Here is a 21,934-nt window from a genome sequence, read left to right as displayed (position 1 = left end):
CGTGATGGTAAGAATTGGTGTCCGGCAAGGGCGGGACCGGGAGCGAGGGGGCTGTGGTGCTGCGGATGGGGATCGAGGAACGGCGGGTCAGACTGGGCCGCCGGCACAGGCTGGCGCCTTCGTGCCAGGCGGCGGACCCGGCGCAGGCGGCGGCCTCGGTGGTCGTGCTGCACGCGACCGACCCGGCGACGGTCCACCTGTCGGTCGCCGCGCGGGTGCCGGGCAGTGACGTCGCGCTCACCGAGCGTGCCCTGTACGACGACCGCACGCTGATCCGGATGCTCGGCATGCGCCGTACGGTGTTCGTCGTACCGACGTCGTTCGCGCCCGTCGTCCAGGCCGCGGCCAGCGACGACATCGCGGTGAAGCAGCGCAAGCTGCTGGTCAAGCACCTGGTCGAGGCCGGGATCGCGGGCGACGCCGAGGCGGCCGGGCAGTGGCTGCGGACCGTCGAGGAGTCGACGGCGACCGCGCTCAGCCTGCGCGGCTCGGCGACCGCGCAGGAGCTCGCCCAGGACGAGCCACGGCTGCGGAGCCGCCTGGCGATGGCGCCGGGCAAGTCGTACGCGGCCCAGCCGTACGTCACCAGCCGGGTGCTGTTCCAGCTAGCCGCCGAGGGCCGGATCGTCCGCGGCCGCCCGCTCGGCACGTGGCTGAGCAGCCAGCACCAGTGGTCCCCCGCCGAGAACTGGCTGCCTACTGGTCTCGCCGGCGACCTCCCGGCCGACGAAGCCCGTACGACGCTCGCCCGCGCCTGGCTGGAGTCCTTCGGCCCCGGCACGCCGGCCGACCTGCAGTGGTGGACCGGCTGGACGCTCGGCCAGACCCGTAAGGCCCTGGTCGCCGTCGAGGCGGTCGAGGTCGACCTGGACGGGACGACCGGGTACGTGCTGCCGGGTGACGAGGCTCCGGAGGTGGCGGTCGAGCCGTGGGTCGCGTTCCTGCCCGCGCTGGACCCGACGCCGATGGGCTGGAAGGACCGCGACTGGTACCTGGGCGACCACAAGGGCCGCCTGTTCGACAACACCGGCAACATCGGCCCGACGATCTGGGCCGACGGCCGCATCGTCGGCGCCTGGGGCCAGCCGGAGTCCGGCGAGGTCCGGTACCAGCTGCTGGAGGACGTCGGCTCCGAGACCACGGCCGCGATCGAGGACTACGCGGGCCGCTGGACCTCCTGGCTGGCCGGCGTCCGCATCACGCCACGCTTCAGGACCCCGCTGGAACGAATCCTCAGCCAGGGGTGAGGACGCCGTGAACTGTCAGATGTGCGGGAAGCCGATCGCCGCCAGCGGTGGGCCGGGCCGCTCGGCGTCGTACTGCTCGCAGGCCTGTCGTCAGCGGGCGTACCGGGAGCGACGGTCGCCCGGGCGGCCGGTCGAGGAGCTGATCTCCGACATCGCCGAGCGGGCCGGGCGGCTGCGGCCGACGCCTGCCGAGGCGCTGCACGCCGACGTGGAGGCACTGTCGACGCGGTTCACCCAGCTGCGGCGGCTGGCGCGGCAGGCCCGCGAGGAAAACGTCACGCCGGAGGTCGTGACGAAACCCGGCGAGGACACCTTCACCGCGCTGATCGAGCAGCACCGGGCCGAGCTGCGGGCCCACTGCTACCGCCTGCTCGGCTCGTACGACGAAGCCGAGGACCTCACCCAGGAGACCTTCCTACGCGCCTGGCGATCGGTCGAAACCCTCGGCGACCTCGACAACCCGCGCGCCTGGCTCTACAAGATCGCCACCAACGTTTGTCTCGACTTCCTGCGCAAGCAGAACCGGGCGCCTTCGACGTACGAGCCGATCCCCGGCATCGACTCCGGCGACGGGCCGCCACCACCGAAGGTGGCCTGGCTGCAGCCGTACCCGGACGATCAGCTGCCCGAGCGAGCGGCGGTCGGCGACGAGCCGGACGAGCAGGCCGTGGCGAGCGAGACGCTCGAGCTGGTCTTCCTCACCGCGATCCAGCACCTGCCGCCGCGCCAGCGTGCCGCCGTCATCCTGCGCGACGTCGCCCGGTGGTCGGCGGAGGAGACCGCGGAGCTGCTCGGGTCCACGCCGGCGTCGGCCAACAGCGCCGTACAGCGTGGTCGGGCGGCTCTCCGGGCGGCGCTGCCCGAGCGGCGCGAGGACTGGTCGGCTGTTGCTCCGACTGATGAGGACCGGGCGCTGCTGCAGCGCTACATGGAGGCGGCGCTGGCGGCCGACATCGACGCGATGGCCGAGCTGGTCCGCGCCGACGCCGTACTGACGATGCCGCCGAACCCGTTCTGGTTCACCACCCGCGAGGCGCTGCTCGGCTTCGTCCGGCCGAACCTGGACCCGGAGTCGCCGCGGTTCGCCGGGCACTGGCGTCACCTGCCGACCCGGGCCAACGGGCAGCTGGCGGTCGCGGGCTACCTTCAGTGCCCCGGTACGACGGTCTACCGGGCGCAGCTGCTCGACGTGCTGCGCTTCGACGGTGGTCAGATCGCTCAGATCACCACGTTCGAGCCGCACCACTTCACGGCGTTCGGGCTGCCGATGACTCTTTGAGTCGCTGTTTGCTCTCCGCCCGATGAGTTTCGCCTCGCCGTACGTCGTACTGGTTACCGGGCGCACTTCAGCGCCCCTTCTTCGAGGAGCACCTCTGATGGACTGGACCCTGGAAGTCGTGATCGTCCCCGTCTCGGACCTCGACCGGGCGATCGCCTTCTACCGCGACCAGGTCGGCTTCCACCTGGACCACGACACCGTCAACGAACACATGCACGTCGCCCAACTCACCCCCGAAGGCTCCGGCTGCTCGATCGTCCTCGGCAGCCTCCCGTCGCAGAACGAGATGACCCCCGGCTCCCTGCGCGGCCTCCAGCTCTGCGTCCCCGACGCCGAAGCCGCCCGCACCGAACTCACCAGCCGCGGCGTCGACTGCTCCGAGCTCACCACCTTCACCCCCGACGACGGCGGCACCTTCTTCGGCTTCACCGACCCCGACGGCAACACCTGGGCCGTCCAGCAACTGAAGGTCCGCGGCGAATCTCCCCTCATCCCCCACAAGGCCCGAGGCCGCTTCGGCGCCTAGATGTACTCGGTCAACACCTTGATGCCGCCACGGCGTGGCCGGGTCGGGTGTGGCTGGTGCCCCAGCGATGCGACTTTGAGCACGGCCCAGCCACTGTCCGGCCTTTTCACCGGCTGACCGGTGCTCAAAGTCGCATCCGGCCGAATGGGGTGGGGACCGACCGACAGGAGGTGTCCCGCCCAGGCGGCCGGGGCGAACAGATTCCAGGCGGAGATCCCGTGCGAACGAGCCGGCGAACCGGAGACGTCCTGTCGGTCGGTACCGGGACTCCACCAGCCCCATTACCGCACTCCACCCCCTCGAACGGCCCACTTTGTGCACCGGTCAGCCATCACGAAGCCCCACACACGACTGAGCCATGCTCAAAGACGCGTCCTGAACACCAGCCACTCGCCCCAAGCACCGCACGTATCGGTCGCCGGCACTCACCACCCGCTACCAACCTCATGACCGAGTACACCTAAGCGCCATCCGAGGCCCGCGGCCGCTTCGGCCCCTGACCACCGCTGGGCGCCCCACCGGCTACCAGCGGTCCGCCATCGCCGACTACCTCCACCAGCAGCCTCCGGTTGGTCCGCCGTCCGACCGCTTCCACCGGCTCCCCCGGTTGCCGTCCCCGACCGCCTACCGTCCCCCGCCGGCCCACCGACCCGCCGTCCCCCACCCGCCACCGCAGGGCCACCGTCCCCCACCCCCGACCGCCAGCCCACCGACTCCCCGCCGACCACCGACCCACCGACCCCGCCTGCGTCCACCGGCCCACCGTCCCCCGCCCGCGACCACCAACCCACCGATCCCCGCCCGCGACCACCAACCCACCGACTCCACCGCCGACCACCGACTCCCACCCGCCAGCGCCGGACACCGTCCCCACCGACCCCCACCCGCAACCACCGGCCCACCGACTCCACCGCCGACCCCCACCCACGACAACCGGGCCACCGTCCCCAACGGCGTCCGCTGGCCGACCGTCCCCACCACCTCCGCCGGCTCCGGGCCGACAACCACCACGTCTTCCAACCGGCCGCCGCGACCTCAGCCCAAGCCGACCCCACCGGCCGCATGCCCACAACCTCAGCCACGCAGACCTACACAGCTATGGTGACCGCAATGCCGATGCGGCCGACAAGGTCGCCTTGGGTTGAGGCCGCACCGGCCGGAAGTAGATGTAGGGGTGCCTGCAACGTGAGGTGGTTGGGGGCGCCTGCAACCTGACGTGGTTGGTGATGCTGCAACCTGACGTGGTTGGTGGTGCTGCAACGTGACCTGGTTGGTGGTGCCTGCAACGTGAAGTGGGGAGTAGGGCTGGACGTGGCGGCCGGGCAGTCCAGCGCGGAGGTGGCCAGCCAGCGCCTACAGCTGGTCGTCCCAGCGCCTACAGCTGGTCGTCCCAGCGCCTACAGCTGGTCGTCGTACGCCGCGAGGGCCTCTCGGGCGGTGCCGGCGATCTGGGCGCCCAGGTCGGCTGGTTCGAGGACCGTGGCGGCGCCACCCAGGCGGAGGACGAGGCGTTGGAGCCAGGCCGTGTCGGCGACGCGGAGCTGGATGGTGAGGGAGTTGTCGGGGCCCTCTTCGACGGATTCCGTGGGGTAGTACTCGGCGACCCAGCGGGCCGGTGGTGCGAGTGAGACCGTCGCCAGGAGGTCGCACTCCGACGGCTGGAACATGCCGTTGGAGAGGTCGCGCGGCGTGGCCTCGGGTGGGGGCTCGCTGGGGAGGTCGAGGAGCTTGACGCCGGCGATGCGGTCCAGACGGAACAGGCGGACGTCCTCGGCGAGGCGGCACCAGGCTTCCAGGTACGTGCGGCCTTCGGAGACGACCAGGCGCATCGGGTCGACGTCGCGTTCGGTGGTCTCGTCGCGGGACGGTACGTCGTACGTGAGGTGCAGGCGGCGCTTGCCGGCCAGGCCCCGGTTGACGGTCTCGGCGATCTCGGGCGCGGCGGGCTCGACGTGGACGTGAGCGGCGGCGCCTTCGACGGCCGCGGCGCCTGCGCCGGCGGCGGTCTCCAGCTTGGTGATCGCGCGGTCGACGGCGTCGCGGTCTCCACCGGCGGTGACCTCGCGGAGCGTTCGCAGCGCGGTCAGCAGGGCGAGCGCCTCGTCCGCGGCCAGGCGCAGCGGGCGCGCCAGGTAGTCGGCGTTGTTCAGGTGGATGACGCCTTCACCTTCGGCGGCGTCGATGTCGATCTCGATCAGGTCGCCCATCTGCGCACCCGGCAGCCCGCAGAACCACAGCACCTTCAGGTCCGCGATGATCTGCTTAGGCCGTACGCCGAAGTCCGCCGCGACGTCGTCGACCCGCGCCCCGTCGTTCTCCCGCAGGTACGGCACCAGCGCCAGCAACCGCTGCACCTGATCACGCGCGTTGCTCATCCGACGACCCCCGCCACCGTCCGCAGGCGGCGCAGTACGCCGTCCAGCACGTCGCCCGGCCCCTCGACCACAGCATCCGGCCCGTACGACGCGATCTCCTCGGCCAGCACGCCGGAGTCGGCGTACGGGACGTGCAGCAGGTCCCAGCCCTCCTCGTACGGCTCGATCGCGTTCGCGCGGCGGCGCAGACTCACGCACGAACCCGTGCGCGCACGGACCTTCGCCTCGGACGTCGGGCGCGGCGGCGCCAGCTCGGAGACCAGCGAGCGCAGGTCGGTCCCCTCGGGCACCGTGAACGCCCCGGCGGAACCGACGGTCTTCACGTTCCCGCCGATCCGCGACATCCGGAACATCCGGGTCGCCTGCCGGTCGCGGTCGCGCCCGACGACGTACCAGCGGCCGTGCCACGACACGATCCCCCACGGCTCCAGCGTCCGCGTGGTCGTCTCGGCCGCGCCGGAGCGCCGGTGCTCGAAGCGGACCGCCGTCCGGCTGACGACCGCGGACCACAGCGGGTCGAAGGCCGGTTCGGACGCGCCGACGTGCGGCTCGATCGCGCTCAGCGCGGACTGGTCGGTCTGGATCCCGGCCGCCTTCAGCTTCAGCACCGCCGAGGTGGTCGCCTCGGCCAGGCTGGCGTGCTGCCAGACGCGCGCGGCCACCCCCAGTACGGCGGCCTCGTCGGGCTCCAGGTGCACCTCGGGCAGCTCGAAGACGTCGCGGCGGATCCGGTAGCCGACGTCGTCGGAGAAGAACTTGTCGATGGTGCCCATCTCGATCGGGATGCCGAGGTCGCGCAGCTCGTCCTTGTCGCGCTCGAACATCTTCTCGAAGGCGTCGTCGGTCTGCCCGGCGTACCCCTCGACGACCTCGCGGATCCGCTCCTTGGTCACGTACGTGCGCGCGACCAGCAGGCAGATCACCAGGTTGAGCAGCCGCTCACTCTTCCGCGCCGACACCCGACCACCTTACGGGTTTCGGGGGCCGAATCACGCACCCAACGCCGAACAGGTGTTCTAGTCGCCGCCGGGTTTACCCCGCTTAACTTTCTTTACCCCGCTAAAGTCGGCGCGTGATCCGGTGGCGTGAAGGAACGGTGGCCGAGCTGGGCCGAGCATGGTCCGGCGCTCAGGAGCTTCGGGTGACGGTCGGTGAGCAGAGCGTGAAGGCTCTCGCCTACCCCGACCTGGTCGGCCACCCCGAACCAGGCGACCGGGTCCTGCTCAACGTCGGCGCCCTCGACCGCGGCCTCGGCACCGGCGGCTACGCGCTCGTCGTCGCGATCCCCGACCGCCTCCCCGCCGACCCGCCCGAGAGCGGTCACCTGGTCAAGGCCCGCTACACCCCGCTCCAGGCGATGGTCCTCGGCGCCGACGAGCAGGACTCTCCCGACCACGACGTCCTGCGCGACGCCGACGACCTGTTCGGTACGCCGGTAGTCGTGGCCGACCTTCACTCCGCGCTACCCGCCGTACTGGCCGGCGTCTACGAGGCGCGCCCGACCACCCGCGTCGTCTACGTGATGACCGACGGCGGCGCCCTCCCGCTCGCCTTCTCGCGCACAGTCGCGTCGCTCCGGGACAGCGGCTGGCTGGCCGGGACGGTGACCGTCGGCCAGGCGTACGGCGGCGACCGCGAGGCCGTCACCGTCCACACCGGTCTCCTCACGGCGGTCCACGTCCTCGCCGCCGAGCTCGTCGTCCTCACGCAAGGCCCGGGCAACCTCGGCACCGGCACGCGCTGGGGCTTCTCCGGCGTCCAGTCCGGCGAGGCCGTCAACGCGGTCGGCACGCTCGGCGGCCGCGCGGTCGCGTCGCTGCGGATCTCCGAGGCCGACCCACGCCCGCGGCACCGCGGCATCTCGCACCACAGCCTCACGGCGTACGGGCGGGTGGCGCTGCAGCCGGCCGACGTCGTCGTACCGGATCTCGAGGGCGACTTCGGCGACGCCGTCCGGGACGCCGCCGAGCCGCTCAAGGCGCGGCACCGCGTCGTACGGATCGGTGTCGAGGGCCTGTACGACGCTCTGCAGGCCGCACCGGTCAAGCTGTCGACGATGGGCCGCGACCTCGACGCCGACCGCGCGTACTTCGAGGCGGCCGCCGCGTCGGGGCGGCACGCCGCCCGGCTGGTGGACGTACCACCACCCGTTTCGGGGTCCCAGTACTCCTGATCCCGGCGCCGTCGCGGCGGATCCTCGAAGTATGGAAACTCGTGTCGCACCCTCACCGCTGACCGCCCGCGCCGCGACCGGCGCCTGGTTCCTGGCCGTCGGCGCCGGCGTCGCCGAGTCCGTGCTCGGCCTGAGCCTCGCGATCCACGACGGCACGCCCGTGCTCGGTCTGGTCGCCCAGGTCGCCTTGCGCACCATTCTGTACGGCGGCCTGTTCGTCGTGATCGACCGTTACTTCCGCCACGGCGTCAACTGGTCGCGCTGGGTGCTCACCGCCCTGCTCGGCACCCTCGGCATGGCCAGTCTCGTGATCGGCCCGATCAGTTGGCTGACCGACCACTCCTTCTCCGCCCTGTCCCCCACCCCGCTCTTCCTCCTCGAAGCAGGACTCAGAACCGCCCACATCGTCGCGCTGGTCACCGCGCTCGCGCTGACCTGGCACCCCGAGACCACTCGCTGGTTCCGCCACCGGAGCTGAGAAGCCGGACAGGACAAAGGGCCGGCCCCCACCTGGGAGCCGGCCCTCTGACGACGTACTTACTGCTGCTTGCCTGCCGGGAAGTTGTTCAGCAGGTCGATGACCGCGAAGGCGTTGACGGTCTTGCCCTTGTCGTCCTTCGACGGCGGGAGCTCGACGAGCACGCGGCTGCCGACCGGGATGCCGGCCAGTGCGTCGAGCGCGCCGGCCTGACCCGTCGGGCCGGGGCCGACCTGGAGCTCGGCCGGGGATCCGGCCTGGCCCTGCTGGCCGTCCCAGGTGCTCGCCTGCTTCTTGCCCGCGTAGTCGAAGATCACGTAGCGCGCGACGACCGTGCTGGCCTTGTCGACCGGCTTGCCCTTGCCCGTCGCGATCACGACCGGCTTGCCGGGCTTGGCCGGCGGCTTCGAACCGGCCGGGACGGTCACCTTCGGCTCGGCGTTCAGCTCACCGGCGACCTTGAACTTGCCGGCCGGCGCCGCGACCGGGGTCGCGTCCAGCTTGGTGTCGTTGGCGGCCACGGCGACCAGGTCGACGACGAAGATCAGCGTGTCGTCGCCCTTGATACCGGCCTGCTCGTTGCCCTGCTCCTTGTAGCCCTTGTCCGCGGGGATCGACATCATCACGCGGCTACCGAGCTTCTTGCCGACCAGGCCCTCGTCCCAGCCGGCGATGACGCCGCCGACACCGATCGGGAACGACGACGGCGCGCCGCGGTCGTAGGAGTTGTCGAAGACCTTGCCGTCGCGCCAGATCTGGCCGAGGTAGTTGGCGGTGAGCAGCTCACCCTTCTTCACCTCGGCGCCGTCGCCCTCCTTGAGGACCTCGGTGACGAGGGTCTTGTCCGGCTCACCGTCGCGGTGGGTGACGGTGGGCTTCTTGCCGAACTCCGACTCGACCTTGACTCCGGCGGCACCGAAGTCCTTGCTCCCGTCGGACTCCGAGCCACAGGCGGCCAGGGAGGACCCCAGCGCGATCACCGCGACGACACTCAGCAGCTTGCGCACGAACAAAGCACCTCAAAATATCCCGGCGCGGACCCCGCGCCTGCTGGACGGCCATGAACGCGCCCACACTATCGGGCACGTCCAAGCCACGGATCAGCCACCTGCGTCACCGTTGGGTCACGTCACGCAACGTCGACAGGCGCGGTCCGGTCACCGGCACCAGCGTCACGATCAGCGATCGGGCATGGCGGCTTCGCGAACAAATGTGGCCGTTTTGTGAACAAGTTACTTTCCCCATCCTCTTTACTAACTACCTTTGTCCCGACAAGATCGGGTCCCGACGCCCCGCCCCGGTCGAGAGGATCAACGATGAAGTTGCCGCGAGTAGTCAGTGGCGCCAGAAGGCGCCTGGTTGCCCTGGTCTCGGCCAGCCTGGTGGTCACGTTGGTGGCAGCCTGCACCGCAGGCACGGCGGGCGGGGGAAGCTCCGGCGGGAACTCCGGCGGCACCGGCACCGCGGCAGGCGACTCCAGCAAGTTCCTCACGTTCTTCCCCTGCTGCAGCTGGGGCACGACGTGGTCCTACAACCCGTACAACGTGAACCAGCTCGGCATCCAGAACGACTTCATCTCGATGCGGCTGGCGCTCGTGAAGTCACCGAGCCTGACCGAGTTCATCCCGCAGCTGGCCGACAAGTGGGCGGTCGAGAACGGCAAGCTCAACGTTCACCTGCGCGACGACGCGAAGTGGCAGGACGGCACTGCGGTGACGAGCAAGGATCTGCACGACACCGCCATCCTGAACGGGCTCCGCGGCGACGGGTTCTGGAACGACATCACCGACGTGACCGTCGTCGACGAGAAGACGGTCGCTTTCACTCTCAAGAAAGGCCAGCCGGAGTCACTGGCGAAGCTGGACATCCTGAACACGATCCGCCCGTTCCCGTCCAGCGTGTACGGCAAGCTCGTCACCGACCAGCTGAAGCAGGACGTGATCAAGTACTTCAGCACGCTGCAGCAGAACCCGGAGCAGGCCACGAAGCTGCCCGAGTCCAAGCGGATGGGTGACGCGTTCAAGGACCTGGCCGCGATGAAGGTCGACAAGCTGATCGGCAACGGGCCGTTCCAGCTGGAGAACATCACCACCAAGGAAGCCAAGCTGGTCAAGTGGAACGACTTCTGGGACGCGTCCAAGATCAAGTTCGCCGGCATCCGGTACCTGAACGGGTCCTCGCAGACCGTCTACCCGCAGTTGTTCAGCGGCAACGTGCACCTGTCCAACGTGTACATGCCGCCGCCGATCCTCAACCGCTGGAACACGACCCCCGAGTCCAACACGGCTCTCCCGCTCGGGTTCGGGTTCACCATCGCCTTCAACAGCAACCAGAAGCCACTCGACTCCAAAGCGGTACGCCAGGCGCTCGCGTACGTGATTCCGCGACAGCAGATCAGCGAGGCTGCCTACGGCACCGATGACGCGGCCGGTGGGACCTGGAAGGAAGTCAACACGGGCATCTCGCCGACGCTCGAGGAGATCTACCTCAAGCCGGACCAGATCGCGAAGCTGAACAAGTATCCGGTCGACCTGGCCAAGGCGACCGGACTGCTGCAGGGCGAGGGCTTCACCAAGAAGGGCGATCAGTGGATCAAGCCGGACGGCAAACCGTTCACGCTCACCTTCACCGCCAACGCCGAGACCACCGACATCGTCACGTCGTTCAACTCCGCGGCCAAGGCGCTGACCGCGTTCGGAATCAAGTCCGAGGTGAACGCGACCTCAGGGGCACAGCAGGACGCCGATCAGCACAACGGCGACTTCCAAGCGGGCATGGCGTTCGTCGGCGGCAGCAACCCGCTCGAGATGTACAGATTCCTGCTCGGCCCGGGATACAACTTCACGCGCCAGGGCAACTACGCCGGAAAGCGCGGAATCGGTTTCGGCCCGAAGAAGAACGTTCCCGGTCTCGGTGAGGTCGACGTGGCCAGCACCATCGAGCGACAGGTCCGCACCGTCGAACCGGGCGACGAGATGAACAAGCAGGTGTGGAACTGGGCGCAACTGGTCAACGACGAGGTGCCCTACATCTGGTACGCGACCAAGGTCTACCAGTTTCCGTTCTCCACCAAGGAGTTCACGAACTGGCCGCCCCTGGGCGAGAACAAGACCAGTGAACTCTGGGACATCATCAGCGCGGACATGAACGGCGGCCTCTCGCTGGCGATGCAGCAGGGCTACATCACTCCCAAGTAGTACCTGCACTGTCCGGCCGGCACCTTCCCACGGTGCCGACCGGTACCGCCCCGACCCCGGAAGGCGCTGATGGTTTCCTACATCCTGAAACGACTGGCGATGTCGTTGCTGATCATCTACATCGTCATCTCCCTGTCGTTCTTCATGATCCGGCTGATGCCCGGCAGCCCGATGGCGGCTCTGGAGGCGCAGTTACGGATGCAGGGCGGCCTGAGCGAGGTCGAGATCCAGCAACGGATCAGCGCGGTCTACAGCGTGACGCCGGACGCTCCGGTCTGGGAGCAGTACGTCCGGTACGTGTGGGGCGCGGTCCGCGGCGACCTCGGCCGCCCGATCACCAACCCGGGCACGACCGTGGTGGCGGTGATCGCCGAGGCCTTGCCCTGGACGATCATGGTGGTGGCGGTGTCGCTGATCATCAGCTTCGTCATCGGGATCGCGGTCGGGGCGATGATGGCCGCCTTCCAGAGCAGCCGGTTCTCCCAGTCGATGACCTTCGTCGTCTCTTTTCTGAGCGCGATTCCGAGCTACCTGGTGGCGATCGCGCTGCTCTACGTCCTCACCAGCGTCTATCAGGTGTTTCCGTCCGGTGGCGCTTACGGGATCGACGTCACACCGGGGTTCAACGGCCCGTACCTGATCAGCGTGCTCTACCACGCCATCCTGCCGATCGCCGCGTCGGTGATCACGTCGTTCGGTGGCTGGGCCCTCGGCATGAAGGGCAGCGCGGTGTCGGTGCTCGGCGCCGAGTACGTCCGGGCGGCCGAGTCCCGTGGACTGAGCGATCGCCGGATCACCCAGTCCTACGTCGGGCGCAACTCGATGCTGCCGATGGTGACGCAACTGGCCCTCTCCGTGGGCTTCATGTTCGGCGGCTCGGTGTTCATCGAGACCTACTTCCAGTACCCGGGGATCGGGTTCTACATGATCCAGTCGGTCGGCCAGCGCGACTACTCGTTGATGATGGGCTGCTTCGTGCTGATCACCGTGTCGGTGATCATCACCAATCTCCTGGTCGACCTGCTCTACCCGTTGGTCGACCCCCGGATCGCCAATCCGGCCGCCCGCGCCCGCGCCGCCGACAAGCCCGCCGACCCCGATCAGGAAGTACTGCCGGCAGGAGGTTCGATGGCATGAGATTCCTCAGCGACCTGTGGCGGATCCTGCGCCACGACAAGGGGGCCCTGATCGGCGGAACGATCGTGCTGATCTACTGCCTGGCGGCGGTCTTCGGCCCGATGCTCGTCGAGGTGGGCAACGAGCAGGATGCGAGCCAGGCCTACCTGGCTCCGTCACTGCAGCACCCACTCGGCACCGACGCCCTTGGACAGGGTGTCCTGTCCCAGATCATCGTGGGCACCCGGCCGATCATGATCGTCGGCGTGCTGTCCGCGGTGATCACGGTCTTCGTCGGCGTGGCGATCGGCCTGCTGACGGGGTACGTCGGCGGAGTGGCCGACACGGTCATCATGCGGATCACCGACATCTTCCTCACCATCCCCGGCCTGCCGCTCATCATCGTCCTCGCCAGCGTGATCAACACCACCAACCCGGTCGTACTGGCCCTCATCCTGTCGATCACCGCCTGGGCGGGCCTGGCCCGGGCGATCCGGTCCCAAGCCATGAGTCTGCGGAGCAGAGAGTTCGTCGAAGCGGCCAAACTCCAGGGCGTCTCGCTCGGCAACATGGTCGGGCGGCAACTGCTTCCGAACGTCGGGCCGTACGTCGCGATCCACTTCCTGCTGGCCATCACCGGGGCCATCTACGCGTCCGTGGGCCTGTTCCTGCTCGGCATCGCTCCGATCAGCGGCAACAACTGGGGCATCATGATCAATCTGGCGATGGCGCAAGGAGCGTTGTACACCACCGACAGCGCGTTCTACCTCTTCTCCCCGATGGCCGCGATCGTCATCCTGCAGGTTGCGTTCGTGTTCTTCTCCCGCGCGCTCGACAGCGTGTTCAACCCGAGGCTGCGTGTCCAGTGAACAGCGTGAGCACAGACGACCAGACCTTGCTGGAGATCGACGACCTGACGGTCGCCTTCGGCGACGGCGCCGGCTCGGTGCGCGCCGTCGAGAACGTCAGCCTCTCGGTCGCCGCCGGTGAGATCTACGCCTTGGTCGGCGAGTCGGGCTGTGGCAAGTCCACCCTGGCGTACTCGATGCTGCACATCGTGCCGCCGCCGGGCCGGGTGACCGGCGGCGACATCAGGTTCCGGGGACGTGGCATGGCCGCGATGTCCAAGCGCGAGCTCAACGCCTTGCGCGGTGCCGAGCTGGCGATGGTCTTCCAGGGCGCGATGAACGCGTTCAACCCGGTCGTGACCATCGGCGCCCAGGTGGACCACATCCTGCAGGCGCATCCGGACGTGTTCCCCGATCCGAAGGAGGGCCGCAAACACTTCGAGCACCTCCTCGAGCTCGTGCAGCTCCCGCCGCAGCGGATCTGGAAGGCGTTCGAGAGCCAGCTGTCCGGCGGGATGAAGCAGCGAGTGGCGATTGCCGTCGCCTTGTTGCTCAAGCCGTCCGTGGTGATCCTGGACGAGCCGACCACGGCGCTGGATGTTCTCAACCAGCGGCTGGTGATCGACATCCTCAAGGATCTTCACCGCGACCTCGGGGTGACGATCGTCTTCGTCACGCATGATCTCGCGGTCGTCGCCGAGGTGGCCACCCGCGTCGCGGTGATGTACGCGGGGCGTCTGGTCGAGACCGGGACGGTCGAGGAGATCTTCAAGGCCGAACGCCGGCATCCGTACGTCGAGGCGCTGATCAACGCGATTCCGAGCGTGCTGGACGCCGGCCTCACGGTCCAGCCGATCGGCGGCGCGGTGCCGAACCTCGCCGAGCTGCCGGCCGGCTGCCGGTTCGCTCCGAGGTGCCGCTTGGCGGAGGACCTCTGCCGGCACACCGAGCCCCCACTGCTCGGCGATGGTGGTGGCCACCTCGTGGCCTGCCACGTCGTGAATCGTGAAGTCCTACCGATGGAGGTGTCGAAGGCATGAGCCTGCTCGACGTGCGGAACGTGACGCACACCTACGACACGGGCACCGGAAGGCCGGTACTGCACAATGTCGATCTGTCCACCCAGGAGGGCGAGATCGTGGCCCTGGTGGGCGAGTCCGGCTGTGGCAAGACCACGCTGGGCCGACTGATCGCCGGACTGCACGAACCCAGTAGCGGCAGCATTTCCTTCGAGGGCAGCGATATCTCGGGCCTGAGGGGCAAGGCGCGCAAGGACTGGCGGCGTCGTGTACAGATGGTGCACCAGGATCCGTACGGTTCGCTGAATCCGGGACTGACGATCGGCAGTACGTTGGCGCCGGGCATCCTGCGGCACAAGCTGGCGAACCGGCGAACGGTCCAGGCGGAGATGATCGAGCTGTTGCGGCAGGTCGGGCTGGATGCCACGCCCGCGTTCCTGCAGCGTTACCCCCACCAGTTGTCCGGTGGCCAGCGGCAGCGGGTGTCGATCGCCCGGGCCATCAGTCTGCAGCCGCAGCTGATCGTTGCCGACGAGGTGACCAGCATGCTGGACGTGTCGATGCGGGTCGCGATCCTCGACCTGTTGCTCTCGTTCCAGCGCGACCGTGGCATCGGATTCGTGTTCATCAGCCACGACTTCGGGGTGGTCCGGTACTTCGCGCAGGGCGGGCGCATCGCGGTGATGTTCTACGGCTACATCGTCGAGGAAGGCCCGGTCGAGGATCTGATCAAGACACCCAGCCACCCGTACACGCACATGCTGCTCCAGGCGATCCCCGTCCCGGACCCGGTGCTGGTGCGCAAGCGAGACGCGGAGGGCAGCGGCTCCGAGCGTCTGACCGGCGAGCCCGCGACGAAGGGGTGCGTTTTTTCCAACCGGTGTCCGATGGTCCGGGACGTCTGCCGCAAGGAGGCTCCACCGCTCGTCGACATCGGCTCCGGACACCGGACCGCCTGCTTCTTCTCCGACGAGATCCCACCACTGAAGCACCTCACTGTCGACGAGGCGAGCCCTCGACCGACGCGATCGTCGGCTTGATCATGACGAGGATGGCGGCCAGGGTGCTGCTGCGGATCGGCATCGGCCTGCTGATCATGTCTCTGCTGATCCGGCCGGCGATCGAGACCCCGCACGGGATGATGGGTGACAACTTCGCGATCATCGCGTGCCTGGCCCTGATCGCCACCGCCGCGCTCGGTATGAAGTTCGCGCCCGACGAACAGGGCGGTCCGCGCGGACGGAGCGAGCAGCCTCAGGATCCCGACGGCGCCTGACTCAGATCGACCACGCAGAAGACGTTCCCGTCCGGATCAGCCAGTACGACGAAGTCCGGGTCCGGCGGGTAGCTGTCCCACTCCACCCGCTGCGCGCCCAGCCCGACCAGTCGTTCGACCTCGGACTCCTGCTCGGCGGTCGTGTCCACCAGTACGTCGAGGTGGACGCGCGGGTACGGCTCGGCCGGCGAGTCGCTCCGCATCAGTCCGAGCACGCGCTCGCCGTCGGTACGCCGTACGAGCGTCCGCCAGGTGTCGCGGGCCCACTCCGGGCTCTCCACAAGGTCCAGCGCAGCAGTCCAGAAGGCCGAGGCCGCCACGACGTCGGCAACCCCGACCACCGGATATCCAAGTCTGATCACCCGACAAACCGTAGCCCGGTTCGGCGTCGTACCGGGCCCGATTTCTACATGCTGGCGATCAGCTTCTCGACGCGCTCGTCGTGGGACTTGAACGGGTCCTTGCACAGCACGGTCCGCTGCGCCTGGTCGTTGAGCTTCAGGTGCACCCAGTCGACGGTGAAGTCGCGGCGACGCTCCTGCGCGCGCTTGATGAACTCGCCGCGCAGCCGCGCGCGGGTCGTCTGCGGCGGCACCGACTTGGCCTCGAAGACGCGCAGGTCGTCGACCACGCGGGTGACGGCGCCCTTGCGCTCGAGCAGGTAGTACAGACCGCGCGGGCGGTGGATGTCGTGGTAGGCCAGGTCGAGCTGGGCGACCCGCGGGCTGGCCAGGCCGAGGTTGTTCTGCGCGCGGTAGCGCTCGATCAGCCGGTACTTGATCACCCAGTCGATCTCGCGCTCGATCCCGGACAGGTCGCCGGACTCGATCGCCTTCAGGCAGCGCTCCCACAGGTTCAGCGCGCGCTCCACGGCCGGCGTACCGAGCTCGCGGCGGTCGACGAAGTCGCGGGCCTTGTTCAGGTACTCACCTTGAATGTCCAGCGCGCTGGCCTCGCGGCCGTTGGCCAGCCGGACCTCGCGGCGGCCGGTCATGTCGTGGCTGATCTCGCGGATCGCGCGGATCGGGTTGTCCAGCGTCAGGTCGCGCATCACGATGCCGGCCTCGATCATCCGCAGCACCAGGTCCGTGCTGGCGACCTTCAGCAGCATGGTCGTCTCGGACATGTTCGAGTCGCCGACGATCACGTGCAGCCGGCGGAACCGCTCGGCGTCCGCGTGCGGCTCGTCGCGGGTGTTGATGATCGGGCGGGACCGCGTCGTCGCGCTGGAGACGCCTTCCCAGATGTGCTCGGCGCGCTGGGACACCGAGTAGACCGCGCCGCGGGGCGTCTGCAGCACCTTCCCCGCGCCGCAGATCAGCTGCCGGGTGACCAGGAACGGGATCAGCACGTCGGCGAGCTTCGCGAAGTCGCCGTGCCGGCTGACCAGGTAGTTCTCGTGGCAGCCGTAGCTGTTGCCGGCCGAGTCGGTGTTGTTCTTGAACAGGTAGACGTCGCCGAAGATGCCTTCGTCGTGCAGCCGCTTCTGGGCGTCGACCAGCAGCCCTTCGAGAATCCGCTCACCGGCCTTGTCGTGCGCGATCAGGTCGGTGACCGAGTCGCACTCGCCGGTCGCGTACTCCGGGTGGGAGCCCACGTCGAGGTAGAGGCGTGCCCCGTTGCGGAGGAAGACGTTGCTGCTCCGCCCCCAGGACACGACGCGCCGAAACAGGTACCGCGCCACCTCATCGGGGGTCAGTCGGCGCTGACCTCGAAAAGTGCAGGTGACTCCGTACTCGTTCTCCAGACCGAAGATTCGCCGGTTCACATCTCCCACACTACGGCGCACCTCCGACATCCGTGCCCTGTCTCAGGCGCGGCGTTTCTCAGGCGTTACCCCTTTGATGTCAACCGTCCGTGGTTCGAGAGCGCTTTCCCGCGGCCGGTGGATCTTCGGTGGAGGTCGGCCCGACAGCAGTGACGACGATGGTTGCGGCTGCCAACGTCGTGGTCATGAGGAGACGAACCTTCATCGCCGCAGTCGCTTCGACCACGCTCGCCGGGGCCTTACCTGCCTCGGCTTCGCCGTTCTTTCTCCGGCTCCCGAAGCCAACCGGACCACACCACATCGGTACGACGACACTGCACCTGATCGACACCACCCGCGGCGATCCGTGGAACGCGGCAACAACCCGTGAGCTGATGACCACGCTCTACTACCCGGCCGCGACCACCCGCGGCTACCTGCTCGCACCCCACCTGACTCCTGTGGCGGCCGAAATCTTCGCGGGCCTCGACGCCGACCTCCTCCACCCCGAACTCCCGTCCACTGGAGTCGACTGGGCAAGGACCCGCACCCACTCGTACGCCGAAGCCTCCGCTCTCCCCGTACGACGCCCCGTCCTCCTCTACAGCCCCGGCGGCGCCGACCCACGCACGATCGGCACGTCCCTCGCCGAGGACCTGGCCAGCCACGGCTACGTCGTCGTCACCATCGACCACCCCGGCGAAACCAGCGAGGTCGACTTCCCCGACCGCCCGCCGCGCACCATCGAAGTCACCCCCGACATCCAGACCGACCCGGTCCTCAACCGCACGATGATGACCACGCGCTTCGCCGACGTGCACTTCGTCCTCGACGAACTCCACCGCCTGGCCGCCGGCCACAACCCGGATGCCTCCGGCCGACCACTCCCCCACAATTTCCACCGAGCCCTCGACCTCCGCCGCGTAGGCACCTACGGCCACTCCGCCGGTGGCGCCACCGCAGCCCAGTCCATGCACGATGACCCCCGCATCCGCTGCGCAGCCAACCTCGAGGGCTACCTGGACCTCGCCGACGGCACGCTCTACCCCATCGCCCAGCAAGGCACCCGCAAGCCCCTCCTCTTGGCAGGCACCGACGGCTACACCAACCCCCGCTTCGACCGCACCTGGTCAGCAGTCCAGTCCCACGGAGGCCCAGTACGCCGTACGCAACTGCGACAAGCCAACCACTGGGCCTTCACCGACTACGCAGCCTTCGCCCCACAGCTGGTCGCGGCCGGCCTGATGACCCCAGCCGAACGGACCAAACTCGTCGGCGACAGGCCGAACGCCGGCGCCGTCCGCACCCTCCTCCACACCTTCTTCGATCGCACCCTCCACCAGTAGCGCGCAGTCGGGTACCGCGCGACAGGACGTCTCTCAGCCGAGCCCGCCCCGAACCCACCTCCCACGCCTGCACCACTCACCCACCGAGCCCGCCTCCGCAGCCACATCCTGTCGGTCGGTACCGGATGCTCAGGCAGTGGTTCCGGTGCGAAGGCGGGGTCCTGGGTGCTGGCCGGTCGGATGACACCGGCCGAACGCACGAGGTTCGTCGGCAGCAGACCGACGCGATGCCCGCCGTACGGAAGCTCGTGCGCGGGTCCTTCGACCGGATCAGAGTTCGACGAGGTCGAGCAGCTGGCCGAGCTCCTTCGGGTCGAGCTCGCGGAGCTCGCCGGTGTGCAGGTTGCCTCGGCGGACCGGGCCGATCGCTGTGCGCGTGAGGCGCTTGACCGGGTGGCCGACCGCGTCGAACATGCGGCGGACGATCCGGTTGCGGCCCTCGTGCAGGGTGATCTGGATCAGCGTGCGGCCCTTGATCTCCGCGGTCACCTTGACGGTGTCGGCCTGGGCGTCGCCGTCCTCGAGGTGGACGCCGTCGAGCAGGCGGCGCAGGACGACGGGCTTGACGTTGCCGTCGACCTCGGCGACGTACGTCTTGCTCACCTCGTACGACGGGTGCGCGAGCCGGTGCGCGAACTCACCGTGGTTGGTGAGCAGCAGCAGCCCCTCGGTGTCGGTGTCGAGCCGGCCGATGTGGAACAGCCGCTCCTCGCGGTCCAGCACGTAGTCGGCGACGCACGGGCGGCCCTGCGGGTCGGCCATCGTGGTGACGACGCCACGGGGCTTGTTCAGCACCAGGTACGCGTGCGCGCTGCTCGGTGGGATCCGCTCACCGTCGACGCGGATCACCGACACCGCGGGGTCGACCCGCGTGCCGAACTCGGTGACGACCGAGCCGTCCACTTCGACCCGGCCCTGCTCGATCAGCAGCTCCGCACTGCGCCGGCTCGCGACGCCCGCCTGCGCGAGCGCCTTCTGCAGCCGGATCCCGTTGTCTTCAGTCATCACTGCGGACACGGTACTGCGCGCTGCCCGCGTCGCTGTCGTCGCCCACCGTTTGCCCGTCGTCCACCGGTACGCCGTCCAGCGCGGTGTCCTCGTCGGTGAGTTCCTCCGCGGCGTCCATCCGGACGTCCTCGGTCTCGCCGGTCAGCTCCTCGGCGGACTCCAGGTGGTCGTCCTCGTCGCCGTCGTCCTCGTCGCCGGAGTCCTCGACCAGGTCGTCCTCGTCGTCATCGTCGTGCTCGTCGTCCGTGTCGTCCGCGGGGACGACGATCTCGCCGTCGTCCTCGGAGTCGTCGTCCGAGTCGTCGGTCTCCTCGGTCTCGCTGCCGGTCTCCGGGATCTCCGCCGGGTCGGCCTCTTCCTGGTCGAGCTCGGTGTCACCACCGGCCTCCAGCTCCTCGGCCGGCTCCAGCTCCGGCTCCTCGTGCTCGAGGTCGAGCTGGGGGTTGTCGCCGGTGCTGAGGTCCCCGTCGATGCCGGCGGCCCCCACGTCGGAGGTCACCGCCTCGTCGGAGTCCGGCGTACCGACCGCTTCGGCGGTCGGGGTGTTCTGGGCGGCGAGCTCTTCTTCCATGTCGTCCATCTCCGGCAGGTAAGGGGCGAGTTCCGGCAGGTCGTCCAGGGTCTGCATACCCATGCGCTCGAGAAAGTAAGTGCTGGTCCGGTAGAGCGTCGCCTGGGACTCGGTGTCCGCGCCGGCGTCCTCGACCAGGCCGCGGCTGATCAGCGTCCGCATCACGCCGTCGACGTTGACACCGCGGATGGCCGACACGCGCTGCCTGCTGACCGGCTGCTTGTACGCGACCACCGCGAGCGTCTCCAACGCGGCCTGCGTCAACCGCGCCTGCTGCCCGTCGAGCACGAACTTCTCCACGTACTGCGCTTCCGCGGGCCGCGTGTAGTACCGCCAGCCGCCACCGACCTCCCGCAGGTCGAACCCGCGGCCCTGCTCGGTGTACTCGCCCGCCAGCTCCTTCAACGCCTCGGTCACGTCGGCCACCGGCCGTCCCACGGCCCGCGCCAGAACGAGAGCAGGCAGGGGCTCGTCGGTCACCATCAGGATCGCTTCCAGCGCCCGCCGCATGCTGACGTCGTCGATGACGACCTCACCCGGGGCAGGCTCTTCCTCCAGCTGCAGCAGCAGTTCTTCAGCGTCCGAGGACTCAGCACCCGCGCCGTCAGCAGCTTCTACGACCTCAGCCTGTACGTCGTCCGCCGGCGCCTCGTCGTGCTGCTCCACCGGTGTCTCGGTGGTGCTGACCGAGTCCAGGGCATCGGTGGTCGGGTTGGAGGATTCGGTCACTGGTCTGCCGTCTCGGTCGGGGCTTCGGAAGCCGGATCGGTGGCGGGATCGAGCTCGGGCTCGTCCTCGGTGAGTGACTCACCGTCGGCGATGAACGCGGTGATGTGGTCGTCGGTCACCTCGGGCGCCTCACCCTCCGCGGACTCCGGCGGCGTGACTTCGTCGAACTCGTCACCGACGGCGATCTCGCCCTCGTCGGTCCCGGTCCAGCGGATCGTCAGCTCACCCAGCGGCGTCACCTGCTCGAACGTCACCGCCGCTTCCCGGAAGAGCTCCAGCAGCGCCAGGAACCGGCACACCGTGGTCACCGTGTCCGGCGAGTCCGACACCAGCGTCCGGAACGTCGTCGTCCGCTGGAGCCGGAGCCGCTCGATGATGATCGCCGCCTGCTCGCGCACCGTCACCGCCGGCGAGTGCAGGTGCGCCAGTGAAACGCCTTCAGGAATGAGGTTCTTCGGCGCCATCGCAGCTGCTGCCAGCACCGCGAACTGGTCAGGACTGACCCCGAGCAGAACCTCCGGCAGCAGCTCGGCGAACCGAGGCTCCATCCCGACGGCCCGCGGGAAGCGCAGCCCCTCCTCCGCCACCCGCGTCTGGATCAACGCGGCGATCTGCTTGAACGCCCGGTACTGCAGCAGCCGCGCGAACAGCAGGTCGCGCGCTTCCAGCAGCGCCAGGTCCTCGGCGTCCTCGACGTCGCCCTGCGGCAGCAGCCGCGCCGCCTTGAGGTCCAGCAGCGTCGACGCGATCAGCAGGAACTCCGAGGTCTGGTCCAGGTCCCACTCCGCGCCGAGCGCCTTGATGTAGGCGATGAACTCGTCGGTGACCTTGGACAGCGAGATCTCGGTGATGTCGAGCTTGTGCTTGCTGATCAGCTGCAGCAGCAGGTCGAACGGCCCCTCGAAGTTGACCAGGTGGACGCTGAAGCCCTTGCCGGACGACGACTCGCCGTCGGGCCGATCGGTCGGCAGGTCCGTCGAGGTGTCGGCCATGACGGAC

At 68.8% G+C, this 21,934-nt stretch carries 20 protein-coding genes; 12 read left to right on the top strand and 8 right to left on the bottom strand.

Annotated features, from left to right (window positions below; genetic code table 11):
* Positions 1–65 precede the first annotated feature (65 nt).
* The 3 genes from ACLQ2O_RS17145 (at position 66) to ACLQ2O_RS17135 (ending at position 3,052) form a co-directional block, all read left to right on the top strand.
* Entirely contained in the window at positions 66–1,247 is a 1,182-nt protein-coding gene (locus ACLQ2O_RS17145) for a winged helix DNA-binding domain-containing protein (RefSeq protein ID WP_425832340.1), read from the top strand.
* A gap of 7 nt (positions 1,248–1,254) precedes the next feature.
* Positions 1,255–2,526, top strand: a complete 1,272-nt coding sequence (locus tag ACLQ2O_RS17140; RefSeq protein WP_425832338.1) for an RNA polymerase subunit sigma-70 — start codon at positions 1,255–1,257, stop codon at positions 2,524–2,526.
* Between the two features lie 97 nt (positions 2,527–2,623).
* Positions 2,624–3,052: a VOC family protein gene (locus tag ACLQ2O_RS17135; protein ID WP_425832336.1), complete on the top strand. Its 429-nt coding sequence runs from the start codon at positions 2,624–2,626 to the stop codon at positions 3,050–3,052.
* A 1,397-nt stretch (positions 3,053–4,449) separates the two neighbouring features.
* Here ACLQ2O_RS17135 and ACLQ2O_RS17130 read toward each other — a convergent pair.
* Together ACLQ2O_RS17130 and ACLQ2O_RS17125 are read right to left on the bottom strand one after the other, a co-directional pair.
* Positions 4,450–5,427, bottom strand: a complete 978-nt coding sequence (locus ACLQ2O_RS17130; protein WP_425832334.1) for a helix-turn-helix transcriptional regulator — start codon at positions 5,425–5,427, stop codon at positions 4,450–4,452.
* Positions 5,424–6,386 carry a helix-turn-helix transcriptional regulator gene (locus ACLQ2O_RS17125; protein ID WP_425832332.1) on the bottom strand — a complete coding sequence of 321 codons (963 nt, stop codon included), beginning with the start codon at positions 6,384–6,386 and terminating at the stop codon, positions 5,424–5,426. Before ACLQ2O_RS17125 ends, ACLQ2O_RS17130 begins: the two co-directional genes overlap by 4 nt.
* Before the next feature lie 113 nt (positions 6,387–6,499).
* Here ACLQ2O_RS17125 and ACLQ2O_RS17120 point away from each other — a divergent pair, with 113 nt between their 5' ends.
* Both ACLQ2O_RS17120 and ACLQ2O_RS17115 read left to right on the top strand, forming a co-directional pair.
* A complete protein-coding gene (locus ACLQ2O_RS17120) occupies positions 6,500–7,600 on the top strand; it encodes a DUF3866 family protein (RefSeq protein WP_425832330.1) in 1,101 nt (366 codons plus the stop codon).
* 31 nt (positions 7,601–7,631) lie between these two features.
* Positions 7,632–8,078 carry a hypothetical protein gene (locus tag ACLQ2O_RS17115; protein WP_425832328.1) on the top strand — a complete coding sequence of 149 codons (447 nt, stop codon included), beginning with the start codon at positions 7,632–7,634 and terminating at the stop codon, positions 8,076–8,078.
* 59 nt (positions 8,079–8,137) lie between these two features.
* Here ACLQ2O_RS17115 and ACLQ2O_RS17110 read toward each other — a convergent pair whose 3' ends face one another.
* A complete protein-coding gene (locus tag ACLQ2O_RS17110) occupies positions 8,138–9,085 on the bottom strand; it encodes an FKBP-type peptidyl-prolyl cis-trans isomerase (protein WP_425832326.1) in 948 nt (315 codons plus the stop codon).
* Between the two features lie 309 nt (positions 9,086–9,394).
* Here ACLQ2O_RS17110 and ACLQ2O_RS17105 point away from each other — a divergent pair, with 309 nt between their 5' ends.
* From ACLQ2O_RS17105 to ACLQ2O_RS17080, 6 genes are all read left to right on the top strand, one after another.
* Positions 9,395–11,275: an ABC transporter substrate-binding protein gene (locus tag ACLQ2O_RS17105; protein WP_425832324.1), complete on the top strand. Its 1,881-nt coding sequence runs from the start codon at positions 9,395–9,397 to the stop codon at positions 11,273–11,275.
* A 69-nt stretch (positions 11,276–11,344) separates the two neighbouring features.
* Complete coding sequence (locus ACLQ2O_RS17100; protein WP_425832322.1) at positions 11,345–12,412, top strand: ABC transporter permease; 1,068 nt, start codon at positions 11,345–11,347, stop codon at positions 12,410–12,412.
* Positions 12,409–13,260, top strand: a complete 852-nt coding sequence (locus tag ACLQ2O_RS17095) for an ABC transporter permease (protein WP_425832320.1) — start codon at positions 12,409–12,411, stop codon at positions 13,258–13,260. Before ACLQ2O_RS17100 ends, ACLQ2O_RS17095 begins: the two co-directional genes overlap by 4 nt.
* A 5-nt stretch (positions 13,261–13,265) precedes the next feature.
* Complete coding sequence (locus tag ACLQ2O_RS17090) at positions 13,266–14,279, top strand: ABC transporter ATP-binding protein (protein WP_425832318.1); 1,014 nt, start codon at positions 13,266–13,268, stop codon at positions 14,277–14,279.
* Complete coding sequence (locus ACLQ2O_RS17085; RefSeq protein WP_425832316.1) at positions 14,276–15,298, top strand: ABC transporter ATP-binding protein; 1,023 nt, start codon at positions 14,276–14,278, stop codon at positions 15,296–15,298. Before ACLQ2O_RS17090 ends, ACLQ2O_RS17085 begins: the two co-directional genes overlap by 4 nt.
* A gap of 11 nt (positions 15,299–15,309) precedes the next feature.
* Complete coding sequence (locus ACLQ2O_RS17080) at positions 15,310–15,534, top strand: hypothetical protein (RefSeq protein WP_425832314.1); 225 nt, start codon at positions 15,310–15,312, stop codon at positions 15,532–15,534.
* On the opposite strand, the gene ACLQ2O_RS17075 is transcribed toward ACLQ2O_RS17080, so the two are convergent.
* Positions 15,513–15,896, bottom strand: coding sequence for a VOC family protein (locus tag ACLQ2O_RS17075; RefSeq protein ID WP_425832312.1), 384 nt, complete (start codon positions 15,894–15,896; stop codon positions 15,513–15,515). The two genes, ACLQ2O_RS17080 and ACLQ2O_RS17075, sit on opposite strands and share 22 nt — an antisense overlap.
* Positions 15,897–15,940: 44 nt before the next feature.
* Entirely contained in the window at positions 15,941–17,302 is a 1,362-nt protein-coding gene (gene pafA / locus ACLQ2O_RS17070; protein WP_184796490.1) for a Pup--protein ligase, read from the bottom strand.
* A gap of 185 nt (positions 17,303–17,487) precedes the next feature.
* Here pafA and ACLQ2O_RS17065 point away from each other — a divergent pair, with 185 nt between their 5' ends.
* The gene (locus ACLQ2O_RS17065) at positions 17,488–18,627 is read left to right on the top strand and encodes an alpha/beta hydrolase (protein ID WP_425832310.1); all 1,140 of its coding nucleotides are present in this window, start codon (positions 17,488–17,490) and stop codon (positions 18,625–18,627) included.
* Positions 18,628–18,897: 270 nt separating this feature from the next.
* Here ACLQ2O_RS17065 and ACLQ2O_RS17060 read toward each other — a convergent pair whose 3' ends face one another.
* From ACLQ2O_RS17060 to ACLQ2O_RS17050, 3 genes are read right to left on the bottom strand one after another with little or no spacing between them, the layout of a single operon-like run.
* Positions 18,898–19,632: a pseudouridine synthase gene (locus ACLQ2O_RS17060; RefSeq protein ID WP_425832638.1), complete on the bottom strand. Its 735-nt coding sequence runs from the start codon at positions 19,630–19,632 to the stop codon at positions 18,898–18,900.
* Positions 19,625–20,935, bottom strand: a complete 1,311-nt coding sequence (gene scpB / locus ACLQ2O_RS17055) for an SMC-Scp complex subunit ScpB (protein WP_425832308.1) — start codon at positions 20,933–20,935, stop codon at positions 19,625–19,627. The genes ACLQ2O_RS17060 and scpB overlap by 8 nt, the downstream gene beginning before the upstream one ends.
* A complete protein-coding gene (locus tag ACLQ2O_RS17050) occupies positions 20,932–21,927 on the bottom strand; it encodes a segregation and condensation protein A (RefSeq protein ID WP_425832306.1) in 996 nt (331 codons plus the stop codon). Before ACLQ2O_RS17050 ends, scpB begins: the two co-directional genes overlap by 4 nt.
* Positions 21,928–21,934 lie beyond the last annotated feature (7 nt).

Source organism: Kribbella sp. DT2, assembly GCF_049844575.1.
In the GTDB taxonomy this organism is placed as follows: Bacteria; Actinomycetota; Actinomycetes; order Propionibacteriales; family Kribbellaceae; genus Kribbella.
Note: the sequence above shows the minus strand (reverse complement) of the source record. Positions and strands in the feature narration are given on the sequence as shown.